The sequence below is a fragment of the Bacillus cereus genome (genome assembly GCF_015071065.1).
Classification (GTDB): Bacteria; Bacillota; Bacilli; order Bacillales; family Bacillaceae_G; genus Bacillus_A; species Bacillus_A cereus_BA.
Window position 1 is genome coordinate 121,740 of sequence record NZ_VOVA01000007.1, and the last position, 14,546, is coordinate 136,285.

Consider the following 14,546-nt stretch of genomic DNA (forward strand, 5'->3'; position numbering starts at 1 on the left):
TTCCTCTATTCCTCTCTTTACCAAACATGCATATTCTCACTTTAAATGAAAAACATATATATCAGAATATCTCTTTTAGGGGGCTTATTATGAAATTTATCACTTTTTTCGTTGGACTTATCGTTGTTTTTTTCCTTGCCTACATTGCTAGCAACAATAAAAAACACATTAAATTCAAACCAATTTTCATCATGCTTATTATACAGTTAATTTTAACCTATTTATTATTAAATACAGAAATTGGTCTCATACTTATTACGATAATTTCCAACCTGTTTACGAGGCTACTTGAGTATGCTGCCAGTGGTATAAACTTTGTATTTGGCGGTCTTGCAAATAAAGGGGAAATGTCATTTTTCCTTAACGTATTATTACCGATTGTCTTTATTTCCGTCTTAATTGGTATATTACAACATTTCAAAATACTACCATTCTTCATTCATTGGATTGGTTTCTTTCTTAGCAAAATAAATGGTCTTGGGAAATTAGAATCTTACAACGCCATCGCTTCCGCTATTGTCGGCCAATCAGAAGTCTTCATTACTGTAAAAAAACAATTAGCTCAAATCCCAAAACATCGTCTTTATACACTTTGTGCTTCTGCTATGTCAACAGTATCCATGTCCATTGTCGGCGCTTATATGACAATGATCGAACCAAAATATGTAGTAACCGCACTCGTTCTCAATTTATTTAGCGGTTTTATTATCGTACTCATTATTAATCCTTACGACGTTAACGATGACGAAGATATTTTGGAAATAAAAGGTGAAAAGCAAAGCTTTTTTGAAATGCTCGGGGAATACATTCTTGATGGTTTTCGCGTAGCAATTGTCGTCGGCGCTATGCTCATTGGATTCGTCGCATTAATGAGTTGCATTAATGACCTATTCCTCATTATATTCGGCATTACTTTCCAGCAATTAATCGGCTATGTATTCGCCCCTATTGCATTTCTTATCGGCGTACCAAGTTCTGAAATTGTCACCGCTGGTAGCATTATGGCCACGAAGCTTGTAACTAATGAATTCGTTGCCATGATGGACCTTAGCAAAATTTCCAGTACTCTCTCTACCCGTACAATTGGTATCATTTCTGTCTTCCTTGTTTCTTTTGCCAACTTCTCTTCCATTGGAATTATTTCTGGTGCGGTAAAAGGGTTAAACGAAGAACAAGGCAATGTTGTTGCCCGCTTCGGCCTAAAATTACTATACGGAGCTACTCTTGTTAGTATTTTATCTGCGATTATTGTAAGTATTATGCTTTAATTAGGAAAAATTTTATCATTTTCTTATCCCTGTCTTTTGTATACAATAACGAATAGATGTCTTATAAAGTGAAACTTTAATCAGAGGGGGGCTATCCCCCACTGATTATTAGTTGAATCAATCGGGCATTTACGGGCAGTTATCTCCCACCTAACTTCCTTGCATTCGCTGGACTTTGAGGTGGGAGTTTTACTGCCCGTTAATGCGGGATAAATAATCAAGACATCTATTTTTTATACATGTACAATACCTTTTATTTAGCGTACAATATTTTTTATGTGTCTTAATACACTTCTAGATGTATACACTTTGATTGTTTTAAAGGAGAAAAAATGATGAAATCCGACATTAACAATGAAACTCGAGCCAAAAAAGGACGTTCGAAGAAAAAGCGCCTACTTTGGTTCATTCTTATTCCCTTACTTATTGTAGCAATGGGAGCAGGAGGATATTCCTTCCATATATACAGTAAAGCAAAATCCGTCTTAAGCAACGCCTATTCCGAACTAGGCCGAGGAGATAAATCCAGCAAACGTGAAAAAGCTGTTAAACCTATGACTGACAATATTTCTGTCCTGATTATGGGTGTTGATGAAAGTGATATCAGGGAAAAAGGTTACGGAAAAGCGACTCGTACAGATGCATTACTACTTGCAACAATTAATAAAAACGATAAATCTGTTAAACTAGTCAGCATTCCACGTGATTCACGCGTTTACATTAAATCACGTGATAAATATGATAAAATTACACATGCACACGTATTCGGTGGTGTAGACAGCACGATTGATACAGTAGAGAACTTTTTAGACGTTCCAGTTGACTACTATGTAAAATTCAACTTTAAATCTTTTATCAAAATTGTTGATTCTCTTGGTGGTATTACTGTCGACGTTCCAGTTGAGTTCACAGAACAAAATAGTAGCGATGAAGCAGATGCCATTCATCTTAAAAAAGGACGTCAACATTTAAATGGAGAAGAGGCACTTGCACTAGCTAGAACTCGCCATATCGATAGCGATTATATGCGTGGTCAACGACAACAACTTGTTTTAGAAGCTATTGCTGAAAAAGCACTATCTCTTAATTCCATTAATAAAATCGGTGGCCTACTAGATGCTGTCGATAAAGACTTAAAAACAAATTTAACTTTTGATGATATGATGACAATTGCCAAAAATTCAATGAATTCAGATTTGAAAATGGACAAAATGCAAGTAGAAGGTACTGATAAATATATAGGTGGTATTTATTATTACGTTCCAAACGAAAAAAGTGTCAATAATATATCGACAACGCTTCAAGAACATCTCGGTGTTACGAATAAAAATGAACATAAAAAATTATAATAAAAAGGCTGCTAGATCTTTCTAAGCAGCCTTTTTATTATAATTTTCAACATATTTCTCATGCATATTGTGACAAAAAGAGACAATTATTACAACAGTGTAACATTTTTTATGAAAACATTACACACGTAATGAAAATAATAGTATACTAGTACGTACATAATGTTATTTTCATCATTTTTATACAAAAAATGTAATACATATATTTATACATAATTTTCTGGGGGGAAATAAATGAAGCTAAGTAAAATACTGATTGGTTCAGCAATTGCAGGGGGCATATTACTTTGTGCAGGCGGTATTGGTGGATATCAATATGTATCCACATTAAATAATCAATTAAATAAAACCGCATTACCAAATACTACGTTTGAAGGTATTTCTCTTGATGGAAAAAATAAAGCAGATATTCAAGCAATTATTAATCAAAAAGTAACTGAACTAGATCAAAAATCCCTTACCTACATATTCAAAGATGATAAACAAACTTACACATGGAAAGATTTAGGAATAAATTATAAAGAGAAAGATATTGTCGACAAAATTTTTAAAGAACAAGAAGGAAACGTAATGAATCGTTACAAAATGCGCAAGCAAGCTGAAAACGGTGAATTAAAACGTGACTATAAATTAACACCACAATTAAATACAACAGCTTATGAAACCTTTATAAAAGATAAATATAATGAAACATTAAAAAATCCTGTTAATGCAGAATTAAGTGTTGAAGGCTCTACAGTAAATATTAGTCAAAGTCAAAATGGAGAAAAAATTGATAAAGGAAAACTAAACAATTTAACAAGCGAAGCTATTACTACTGGTAAATCAGATGTTACATTACCGGTTACATTAATAAAACCAGAACGTTCTACAGAAGATATACAGAAAATGGGGATTAAAGAAGTAATCGCCGAATACTCTACTCCAATGGCTGGCCGTAATGGAAATCAATCTTATAACGTAAATAAATCAGCTAATACTTTAAGTGGAGTTATTGTAGCACCTGATGAAACGTTTAGTTTTAACGGACGCGTTGGCGTAACTGATGCTGTACATGGTTATAAATCCGCAGCAGTATATTCACAAGGTAAAGTTATACAAAGTGCCGGCGGAGGCGTTTGCCAAGTCAGTAGTACTTTATATAGCGCAGCTTTAAGGGCAGATTTAGGAATTGTTTCTCGAAGCAATCATTCTATGCCCGTAAATTATTTACCACTTGGGCAAGATGCAGCAGTGGCAGATTATGGTCCGGATTTAAAATTTAAAAACAATACAGGTAATCATATTTACATTCAAGCATTTTCAAATGGAGGTAGTATTACTACACGCATTTTCGGTACAAATACTGGTAAAAATGTTGAAGTTTCTTCTCAAGTAATTAGTAATACTGGTGATAAAATAACGGCGGTTACGTATAAAAAAGTAACACAAAACGGTGAAGTAATATCAAATGGACAAATTTCAAAAAGCGTATATAAAAGTGCCCCAAAACAATGAGATAATATCAAACGGACAAACTTCAAAAAGCAAAAGAAAAAGGCGTGAGTAGATCACGCCTTTTTCTTTTGCAATAATAGTAAAAAAGTTTCAAGATGGTCTTTCGTTTCTTCTAAAGACCATATACGATTCCCTTGCTTCGCAACTAATACGCAAGCTTCTTCCCACGCGTTCTTTTTCTTCATATATAATAATTCATCTCGTAACTTCGCAACAGTTTCGTTTTCTTCTTGTTCTAGAAATTCTTCCATTACACTAGCTAATTCATTTTCATGAACACTCAACGTACAGTAAGATTTTAAAAAGTATTGTAATGTTGGATACATATATACTCCCTCCTTTATTTATCTGATGGATAAGAAGTAATAATCTTAAATCCTAGATTTCCTGATTTATCTCTCGCTAAAACAGTAACAGTCTTTACTAGTTTGTCTTTTACATTCATATTTTTCTTTATTACCGTTTTTCCAACTGGAAATGAATGAGTTGTATTCAATACAAGGCGAGCCTCTTTAGAGTTTTTTAACCAATCCTGAATTTCTTTATCATGTTGTTTTAAACTATCTTTCACAGCCTTTGTCGCTGTTTCCTTATCATAGTATGTACTTGCCGCTGAAACTTTATCTGTACTCAAACGTTTTTTCAGCTCTTCTTCTGTTTTTCCAACATGCCTTTCAATCGTATGACCATTTTTAGGTGGTCCTTCCATTTCATCTAAAATATTGTCACTAATTTTTTCTACTGATGTAGAATGATCCTCTTTTGGTTTTTCTGTTTTTTGTTCTTTTCCTGCACATCCACTTAAAATCAGCATTAGTGCCAATAAACTACTCAAGAAAAGACTACTTAGTCGTTTCATCGTATCACCTCTTCCATGATTATTATCGCAACTCCACTAAAAGTCAATTTCACAAAGAAAAAATGTATACAGTTTTAAAAGCCCTCATTCATTTTGATATATTTTCCAATCTATTTTCATCAAATCACTGTTTTTCGCCCACCTTAAAATATACCCCCATGTTTTTTAAATTATTTCCCATATAAAAACACCAATCAAAACACTCCATAAACCCTTTAAATACGGGGTTTATGGAGTGTTTTTTAAATAAACTAAATATACCCCTACTTTTATATACCCAATACCTATATAAGGTATACAGATGCCCTCCTATCAACTCTTTTCTACATTATGTAAATTTACACTTGCCTATACAACGAAAATATGGTGTAATGCAAAAAAAGATAAAGGATTTTATAAGATGGCTGAAACAATTCAAAACTTCTTAACAGACTATTATTCAATCGCAATTCCACTTAGTATCTTAATCAACATCATCATCAGTCTTTTAGGTTTTATCCCTAGTATTTTTTTGACCGCCATTAATATACAGCTCTTCGGTGTAACAAATGGCACAATCATTTCGATCGCAGGTGAGGCATTAGGGGCTATTATCTCGTTTTATATTTATCGCATAGGCCTTCAAAAGTTCACTCACGACAAAGTAAATAAGTATCCAAAGGTAGAGCGTCTCCTATACGTAGAAGGAAGAGAGGCCTTTCTACTCGTTCTATCTTTTCGTCTCATCCCTTTCATCCCATCAAGCATCGTCACTTTATTTGCAGCTCTAGGCAAAATGTCATTACTCTCCTTCAGCATTGCCAGTACAATAGGTAAAATACCAGCCTTATTGATTGAAGTATATTCGGCATACCAAGTTATGAACGGAACAAATGAAGCGAAGTGGATTGTAACAATTGCAGGTTGCGTTGGATTATTTTATTTGTGGAAAAAATGGAGAAAAAAATAAAGAAGGAGCATAGGCTCCTTCTTTATTTTTGAGGTATTTTATTAATAACTATCCCTTAAATCCTTAGTTTACACCAACAGCACTAAATGATTGCTTAACTGCTGTTACTTCAGCAGAATTTGCACCATATAAATCAGCTGCAGCTTGTACTGCGCCAGCACGAGCTTGACTAAATGTAGTAGATTGCGTGAAATACTGTGTATTTGCACGGTAGTAAATCGCACCTAATTTATCTTTACCGATACCAGTTACAGTTATACCGTAATGCGTACCGCCATTTGCTAATAAATAAGCTTGTTTGTTAATAATACCACTGTTTGTATGAACTCCACCGTTGTCACTTGAACCAGTGTAACGCTTAGAGTAATGATCTGGATCACCGTATTTCGCTGGATCACTCATAGAACGAAGTGCATCTCCTGCTTTACCAGGCGTATAAATATCTTCACCAATTTCCCAATCTGGGTTACGGTTATCATAAAATTCTACTAATGTACCAAAGATATCAGAAACCGCTTCATTTAATGCTCCTGATTCATTTTGATAAATTAAATTCGAGCTATTTTCCGTAACCGCATGCGTTAATTCGTGACCAATTACGTCAATACCACCAGATAATGAAGTGAATGTTACACCATCACCATCTCCGTATACCATTTGTGAACCGTTCCAGAATGCATTATTATACTTACTTCCATAATGCACAGTTGATTTTAATGGTGCTCCTGCATCATTAATAGAGTTTCTGTTAAATGTATCTTTATAATAATCATATGTTTTACCTGCATAGTAATGAGCATCAACTGCCGCTGCATCATATGCTGCATTGAAAACATTATCTGCATCTGCCCATAATGTTCCTGGTAATGTTGAACGGTTTTTCGCATCATATGTGAAAATCGTTGCTCCGCGCGTATTATCTTGTAAGTAGTAAGATGATCCAGATAATGTTGTATTAAGCGACTTCGTATCTCCTAATACACCTTTACCAGTTCCTACTTTATTCGTTCCTGTTACAGGCTTTATAACCGCTTTCGCATCCTGTTTAGGAGCATCTTGTTTAACTGGGGACTTATCATCATTCGTCACATGATCAATTGTATTAAACTTATTTAATACTTTACCGCTTTCTGCCTCAATGAAATAGTAGTAGTTTCCTGGACTCGGATCTAAGAAGTTTAAATTCACAACGTATGCGTATGTTGTTTCTTCACCGTTTTGATATACATATAAGTCCGCTTTTGGATCCACTTCATATTTAGGTGTTACCCCTAAATCTTGCTGCGCGATTTCGATTGCTTTTGCGCCTTCAATCTTATTTTTATTTTTCAACTTTTCCTTCTTGTCCAAATCAGGCGCAACTGTTCCAGACAGTACTTTTAAAGAACCATCTTTACTTACGTGAGCTACTTGAGTAGACCCCCATACAGGTACTCCCTCGTAAACTTGTTGCATACGTACTACTGTGGAATCAGTTACAGAGTCTTTTTTCACTTGTTTCACTTTGAAAGAATCTTGGGCACTCTTTTCTCCTAGCTTATAATCACCTTTTGCCGCGTTTAAGTAATCAAACACAACAGATTCCGCTTTCTTGCCAGTTGCTCCAGTTAGATCACCAGAAATAAATTCAGGTGACTGCACCGTCTCATTGTACTTCTTCGTAGAGAGTACATTTTTAGAATCCGCAAACGCAGAGCCTGTCCCTCCAAACGTTGTAACTGCCATTCCTGTCGCTAACACTAACGCTAAACTCTTTCTTTTCATATAACCTTCCCCCTAATAAAAAATTTTTGAAAAGAGTAGTTTCATATTAGCATTATGTTTCCACTATTAATATACTAAAAATTCAAATAATTATTTTCTCAAGTTTTGTAGAATTTTGAGGATAAAATATTGAGAAACCCCTTTCCGGTTGGAAAGGGGTTTTTTATTATTATACATTTACAGTTTGTGATACACTAGCATCTAATCCATAAGTATCCGGTTTACTCGTATACTGTACTCCGCCGACAATTGTAAGTACTACTGCAACTGCTAAAATTCCAGCTAATGCTTTTTTCATTTTTCATCCTCCTTATGATTTTCTAACATTTCAATAACTAGCTTATAATAGTGATTACTTTGCTCAAAGTTTAGTGACTTAGAAAAATATTCCGCAAGCTCCACATATACTTTCTTCAGTTCTATTTTATTGCCTGCTGATTTATAAAACGGAATAGCTTCTAATTCCAAAAATTGTTTATACTCTCGCGCCTCTTCAAAATACTTATTTCGAAGCATAAGCAGTAAATACAATTTTGTATTAAATCTCTCTTCACGTTTAGCAGCGCCAATACCTTTCTCAATCCATTCTCTCGCTTCTTCAAACTGCTCTAATTTAATACACGCTAATGCCATTTCATATAATGTATCTATATAATTTAAATCTATTTGTTTTTGAAGTTGTAAACTCTCTAAATAATAATCTTTCGCTTGATTATATTTTTTCTTTTTATAGTATATATTCCCGATATTACTTAAAGTAATAGCCATTAGAACGTCTTTATCTGCAAAAGCCTCTGATTCTCTCAGTATACTCTCATACATTTCTAAAGCTTCTTCATATTGCCCTTGTTCCGCATAACTTAATGCAATAAGAATTTGACAGTTTATCACGTTCCTAAATTTATACTCATTTCTAAATGCCTCTAGTGCAATATTTGCAAAATGCAACGTAAGATGTTGGATTTCCAAATGACTATAAGTAAGAGCGATATTATAATAAATTCCTGTCTCATGATATCCTAGCTCTTTTGCCATGATTTCTGTCTCTAACAAATAACTTAATCCCTTTTTCCACTTATATTGTAAACAGCATAATAATCCTTTACTATACGTATACAACAACTTCTGAAAAGGCGAGAATTTCTTATATGCCTTCTTAAGTTTCTCCAACTCTTCTGCAATCGCCAGCAAGTCCCTTTTTATCATTAAATAACGTATATTAAGTAGTTTATAATAATTTATAATTTCAAAATCTAAAACATTTTGCATATCTTCTTGTAATTCATTATATATACGTTCAACCTGCGCCTTGTCCAAACGGATTAATGCATTCAACCACTCGTCCAACTTCACTTTCACATCTTCTTCTACATCTCTCAAATCCGTCACAGCAATTTCTAGTTTTGTGCAGAGCAATTGTAGAATTTCTTCTGATGCTTCAATCTTTCCATTTTCGATCTTACTTAAGTATGAGACAGAACAAATGCCCTGACATAATTCTTCTTGTGTCATTTTTTGCTGTAGCCGTTTATAAAAAACTTGCTTGCCTATTTTTTCTAATGTTTGTTGCATTGTCCTCCTCCATTCTCATTACCCCCATTACTCTAATAATACATAAAATCTAGAGAAATATAAATTGATAAATGTAAATTTTCTAAAAAATATGCATTATTTCATTTTTTTCTCTCTTGACTTCATTACAATATTACTTCTTTGCTACGGAAGGTAGAAAATTGGTATACTATAACCAATTTACGGAGGTGTTTTCACAATGAATCATTATAAAGACGATAGTTACGCCTTACATACAGATTTATATCAAATCAACATGGCTTATACATATTGGAAAGATGGTATTCATACTCGCCGTTCTGTTTTTGATTTATACTTTCGAAAGCTTCCATTCGAAAACGGCTATGCTGTTTTTGCTGGTCTTGAGAAAATCGTAGAGTACATAGAAAATTTCAGCTTTTCCGAAAGCGATATCGCTTATTTAGCAGAGCTGCAATTTGAAGAAGACTTCCTTCATTATTTACAAAACATGAAATTTACTGGCACGATTCGTAGTATGCAAGAAGGTGAAGTTGTTTTTAATAATGAGCCTTTATTACGTGTTGATGCACCGCTCGGCGAGGCACAAATAATTGAAACCGCCCTCTTAAATATTGTAAATTACCAAACACTAATTGCTACAAAAGCCGCACGTATGAAGCACGCTGCAAATAATGATGAACTTTTAGAGTTCGGTACAAGGCGTGCTCATGAGTTTGATGCTGCTCTGTGGGGGACACGCGCCGCCTTTATAGGTGGGTTTTCTTCTACGAGTAACGTTCGTGCAGGAAAACGTTTCGGCATTCCTGTAGCTGGCACACATGCCCACTCTTTCGTTCAAGCATATCGTGATGAATATGTTGCGTTTAAAAAATATGCTGAAACACATAAAAAATGTGTATTTCTCGTCGACACATACGACACTTTAAAATCTGGTGTTCCAAATGCGATTCGTGTTGCAAAAGAGTTCGGGGATCGTATCGATTTTTATGGCATTCGCCTGGATAGTGGTGATATGGCATATTTATCAAAGGAAGCCAGAAAACAACTTGATGAAGCTGGATTTACAAACACAAAAATTATCGCTTCTAGCGATTTAGACGAATATACGATTATGCACTTGAAATCTCAAGGGGCAAAAATTGATGTATGGGGTGTTGGCACAAAGCTGATTACAGCCTTTGAGCAACCAGCATTAGGTGCTGTCTATAAACTAGTCGCTATTGAAGATACCGATGGGAAATTAAATGATACGATTAAAATTTCATCTAACCCTGAAAAAATTACAACTCCAGGACTTAAACGAATTTATCGTATTATTAACCGTGTTAACGATCATGCAGAAGGCGATTATATTGCTTTAGAGTCTGAAGAACCTGGAAAAGAAGAGCGTCTAAAAATGTTCCATCCTGTTCATACATATATAAGTAAATTCGTAACAAACTTTGAAGCACGCGAACTGCATCAAGATATTTTCATTAACGGTAAAAGAGCGTATGAATTACCTAATATATTAGATATCCAAAAATATAACGAACGCAGCCTCTCACTATTTTGGGAAGAGTATATGCGAACTTTAAATCCTGAAGAGTACCCTGTAGATTTAAGCCAAGAATGTTGGGATCATAAAATGAATTACATTCAAACTGTTCGAGAAAAGGTTGCGAAAAATATACAAAAATAAACAGAGAAGTTTCTCCTTCTCTGTTTTTTCAATGTTATACGTATATGAGTTGAAAATATATTAACATAATGATAAGAATTTTGTTTATAAATCTTTCACTCTCAGTACACGCATTGCATTTAAAACTGCAAGTAACGTCACACCAACATCTGAGAAGACTGCTTCCCACATTGTTGCAATACCAAAGGCGCCAAGTAATAACACTAACCCTTTTACCCCTAATGCAAATATAATATTTTGCCATACAATACTACGTGTACGTTTTGCAATTTTTACAGCTGTCACAATTTTTGAAGGCTCATCAGTCATAATAACGATATCAGCAGCTTCAATTGCTGCATCTGACCCTAGGCCCCCCATCGCAATACCAACGTCTGCTCGCGCTAATACTGGTGTATCATTAATACCATCACCGACGAATGCAATCTTTTCTTTACCGCGTTTTGCTGCATCAATTTTTTCAATTTCTTCTACTTTTTGGTGTGGTAATAATTCGGCATGAACTTCATCTAAACCTAATTCTTTACCAACAGCTTCACCAACTGATTTTGCATCACCAGTTAACATGACTGTTTTCTTAATACCTAGTTCTTTTAACTTTTGAATTGCTTGTTTTGAATCTTCTTTTACCTCATCAGAGATAACTATATAACCCGCATATTTACCATCTACAGCAACATGAACTAGTGTACCTACTGTATTTGGTTGCTTAAATGCAATGTTTTCTTTTCTCATTAATTTAGCATTACCTGCGAAAATTTCTTTTCCTTGTACTTTTACAACCGTACCATGACCAGAAATTTCACTATAGTCTTCAATAGCATTTTCATCGATTGATTTTCCATATGCATTTCGAATAGATTGTGCAATTGGATGATTTGAATATACTTCTGCAAATGCTGCATATTCTAATAGCTCTTCAGCTGTAATACCTTCACTAGGCTCCATCTTCGTAACTTTAAAGACACCTTTTGTTAATGTTCCTGTTTTATCAAAAACGATATATTTCACATCATTCAATGCTTCTAAATAGTTACTTCCTTTTACTAAAATACCACTTTTAGATGCCCCACCAATACCGCCAAAGAATCCAAGAGGAATCGATACAACGAGCGCACATGGACAAGAGATTACTAAGAACACTAAAGCTCTATAAATCCAATCGGAGAATGTAGCACCATCTAAAATAAGTGGTGGAATAAATGCCATTATTGCTGCTGTTACAACTACAACAGGAGTATAATAACGTGCAAACTTCGTAATAAAGTTTTCTGTTGGCGCTTTTTTGCTACTTGCATTTTGTACTAAGTCTAAAATTTTCGATACAGTCGATTCACCGAACTCTTTTGTAACTTCAACAGTTAATACACCATTTTGGTTTACAAAACCACTTAATACGTCATTACCAACTTCTACTTCTCGCGGTACAGACTCACCTGTTAACGCTGAAGTATCCATCATTGATGTTCCCTCAATTACTTTCCCGTCCAACGGTACTTTTTCACCTGGTTTTACGATAATATACTCACCAATTTGCACATCTTCTGGTGATACTTGTTTCGTTTCATTTCCAACTTTCACATTCGCGTAGTCAGGACGAATATCCATTAATGACGTAATTGATTTTCGAGAACGATTTACTGCAATACTTTGGAACAGTTCCCCTACTTGGTAAAATAGCATAACTGCTACCGCTTCTGGATATTGTTGAATCGCGAAAGCTCCTAAAGTTGCAATCGCCATTAAAAAGTTTTCATCGAATACTTGGCCGCGAGTTATGTTTCTTACCGCTCTCCAAACAATATCTCCACCAATTAATAAATACGCAAGGACAAATAATGGAATTGTTATCATTTGCGGTAATCCGGCTAGCGCAGCAATTCCTGTCAAAATTCCACCGACTACTAATCGCCCTATCATCTTTTTCACATTTCCATCACCATGATCATGACTATGATCGTGTCCTTTTTCCTCTTCACGAACAACTTTTACATCTGGCTCTAACTTTTGAACAACATTTTTTATATTTTGCACAGTCGATTCAAGTTCTCTTTTATTCGCAACTTCTACTCGTAATTTCTTTGATACGAAATCAACAGTCGCTTCTGAAACTGTTGGCATTTCCTTTACCTTATTTTCAATCTTCATTGCACAATTTGCACAGTCTAAGCCTTCTAATACAAATACTTCTTTTATTGATTTTGTTTTTTGTTCTTCTTGCACTTTAATATGCGGCTCTAATTTTGTAACAAGTTGCTTCGCTTCCGTAACAACTTGATTTTCTTTATTTTGCGGTGTTTCTAAAAGCATCGTTTTTGTTGCGAAGTTTACGGAACAAGACGTTACTCCCTCTATATTCCCAACACCTTTTTCAATTTTCATTGCACAATTTGCACAATCTAAACCTTCTAGCATAAGTTTCTTTTTCACTAATGCTTCTGCCATCGTTCTCCCTCCTCGCGTTTTTATTCTTCCTCGTTTACGTGTTCAAACGCTTGCTCGAAGATATGAATTACGTGTTGATCAGCTAATGAATAATAAACTACCTTTCCTTCTTTACGGTTCTTTACAAGCTTTGCTTGCTTTAATACACGAAGCTGATGTGAGATTGAAGATTGCGTCATTCCTAATAAATACGCTAAATCACAAACACACATTTCAGCTTCAAATAATGCATGTAATATTCTCGTACGTGTACGGTCACCTAATACTTTAAATAATTCTGCTACTTTACTTAAACTTTCATCAGCCGGAATTGTTTGTTTTACTTGATCCACGATTTCCTCGTGAATTACCGTTTGAGAACATGCTTCCTGTTGCGTTTCTACTTTATTTTCAGCCATCACAGCTCACCTCTTCATTTGAACATATGAACAACTATTCATATATCTTATAACTTTATTATATGAGCGTCCATTCATATGTGTCAATAAAAACCGCAAGATTTTTTTGATAATTCCGTTCACATTTCAAAATACACCTATAAATATTCTCAGCATCTATCATGATCTTCATACAAAAAGGATGCACGAAAGCTATCGTGCATCCTTTTCTTATTTATTAACTTTCACTGCATCCACAATTAACGAAGCGAATCCTAACTTTCCATCTTGATTTCTATGGTCAAAGCGCTTCGAGCGATAAATAAAACCTCCTTGCTCATTCCAGTCATTATAATGAAATTCTCCATTTTCATCGCAATACTCTAGCAACTTTACTTGAAAACCCGCTACTTCAAACATAGATACAATCGTTTTATAGTTATGTACAATTTTATGACTGGCAGCCGGATGATCTAATGGACCTGGCCCTCCTACTTGCACACCTTGCTGATATTCTTCATTTGGAAAAAATGCATCTGGTACTGCACACCGAATGTAACCATCATCTTGTAAAAACTCATAGCATATTTTAGCTGCTTCAACACCTTCTTCATACGATAAATGCTCCCATACGTGTTCAGCTAAAATTACTGATAAAGAATTAGGCTGAAATTTATTAATCCACATTTCTCTTCTTAATAAATTTAATTCATCCTCATTTGTATGTAACCAACCTGGGTTATTATTATATCCCTCTGCTCCAACGACAACTTTCATCTCCATCCTCCAACCCCTTTTTTCAT

At 34.7% G+C, this 14,546-nt stretch carries 13 protein-coding genes; 5 read left to right on the forward strand and 8 right to left on the reverse strand.

Annotated elements, in window-relative coordinates:
• Window positions 1–89 precede the first annotated feature (89 nt).
• The 3 genes from FT637_RS18530 (at window position 90) to FT637_RS18540 (ending at window position 4,114) form a co-directional block, all read left to right on the forward strand.
• Complete coding sequence (locus FT637_RS18530) at window positions 90–1,268, forward strand: NupC/NupG family nucleoside CNT transporter (RefSeq protein ID WP_193647555.1); 1,179 nt, start codon at window positions 90–92, stop codon at window positions 1,266–1,268.
• Between the two features lie 332 nt (window positions 1,269–1,600).
• Complete coding sequence (locus FT637_RS18535) at window positions 1,601–2,617, forward strand: LCP family protein (RefSeq protein WP_319805953.1); 1,017 nt, start codon at window positions 1,601–1,603, stop codon at window positions 2,615–2,617.
• Between the two features lie 234 nt (window positions 2,618–2,851).
• The gene (locus tag FT637_RS18540; protein ID WP_193647557.1) at window positions 2,852–4,114 is read left to right on the forward strand and encodes a VanW family protein; all 1,263 of its coding nucleotides are present in this window, start codon (window positions 2,852–2,854) and stop codon (window positions 4,112–4,114) included.
• A gap of 53 nt (window positions 4,115–4,167) precedes the next feature.
• Here the strand turns inward: FT637_RS18540 and FT637_RS18545 are convergent, their stop codons facing one another.
• Window positions 4,168–4,440 carry a hypothetical protein gene (locus FT637_RS18545; RefSeq protein ID WP_193647558.1) on the reverse strand — a complete coding sequence of 91 codons (273 nt, stop codon included), beginning with the start codon at window positions 4,438–4,440 and terminating at the stop codon, window positions 4,168–4,170.
• A gap of 14 nt (window positions 4,441–4,454) precedes the next feature.
• Window positions 4,455–4,973, reverse strand: coding sequence for an RNase A-like domain-containing lipoprotein (locus FT637_RS18550; protein ID WP_193647559.1), 519 nt, complete (start codon window positions 4,971–4,973; stop codon window positions 4,455–4,457).
• A 400-nt stretch (window positions 4,974–5,373) separates the two neighbouring features.
• Here FT637_RS18550 and FT637_RS18555 point away from each other — a divergent pair, with 400 nt between their 5' ends.
• The gene (locus FT637_RS18555) at window positions 5,374–5,922 is read left to right on the forward strand and encodes a TVP38/TMEM64 family protein (RefSeq protein WP_193647560.1); all 549 of its coding nucleotides are present in this window, start codon (window positions 5,374–5,376) and stop codon (window positions 5,920–5,922) included.
• A gap of 63 nt (window positions 5,923–5,985) precedes the next feature.
• Here the strand turns inward: FT637_RS18555 and FT637_RS18560 are convergent, their stop codons facing one another.
• From FT637_RS18560 to FT637_RS18570, 3 genes are all read right to left on the reverse strand, one after another.
• Window positions 5,986–7,686: a M4 family metallopeptidase gene (locus FT637_RS18560; RefSeq protein WP_193647561.1), complete on the reverse strand. Its 1,701-nt coding sequence runs from the start codon at window positions 7,684–7,686 to the stop codon at window positions 5,986–5,988.
• Window positions 7,687–7,855: 169 nt separating this feature from the next.
• Entirely contained in the window at window positions 7,856–7,984 is a 129-nt protein-coding gene (locus FT637_RS18565) for an NprX family peptide pheromone (RefSeq protein ID WP_193647562.1), read from the reverse strand.
• The gene (locus FT637_RS18570) at window positions 7,981–9,258 is read right to left on the reverse strand and encodes a tetratricopeptide repeat protein (RefSeq protein WP_193647563.1); all 1,278 of its coding nucleotides are present in this window, start codon (window positions 9,256–9,258) and stop codon (window positions 7,981–7,983) included. The genes FT637_RS18565 and FT637_RS18570 overlap by 4 nt, the downstream gene beginning before the upstream one ends.
• Before the next feature lie 199 nt (window positions 9,259–9,457).
• Between FT637_RS18570 and FT637_RS18575 the strand changes: the two genes are divergently transcribed.
• Window positions 9,458–10,921 carry a nicotinate phosphoribosyltransferase gene (locus FT637_RS18575; protein ID WP_193647564.1) on the forward strand — a complete coding sequence of 488 codons (1,464 nt, stop codon included), beginning with the start codon at window positions 9,458–9,460 and terminating at the stop codon, window positions 10,919–10,921.
• Between the two features lie 84 nt (window positions 10,922–11,005).
• Here FT637_RS18575 and FT637_RS18580 read toward each other — a convergent pair whose 3' ends face one another.
• The 3 genes from FT637_RS18580 to FT637_RS18590 form a co-directional block, all read right to left on the reverse strand.
• The gene (locus FT637_RS18580; RefSeq protein WP_193647565.1) at window positions 11,006–13,366 is read right to left on the reverse strand and encodes a heavy metal translocating P-type ATPase; all 2,361 of its coding nucleotides are present in this window, start codon (window positions 13,364–13,366) and stop codon (window positions 11,006–11,008) included.
• 20 nt (window positions 13,367–13,386) lie between these two features.
• Window positions 13,387–13,764: an ArsR/SmtB family transcription factor gene (locus tag FT637_RS18585; RefSeq protein ID WP_193647566.1), complete on the reverse strand. Its 378-nt coding sequence runs from the start codon at window positions 13,762–13,764 to the stop codon at window positions 13,387–13,389.
• Between the two features lie 210 nt (window positions 13,765–13,974).
• Window positions 13,975–14,526 (reverse strand): class I SAM-dependent methyltransferase, encoded by a 552-nt coding sequence (locus tag FT637_RS18590; protein WP_193647567.1) that lies wholly within the window; start codon window positions 14,524–14,526, stop codon window positions 13,975–13,977.
• Window positions 14,527–14,546 lie beyond the last annotated feature (20 nt).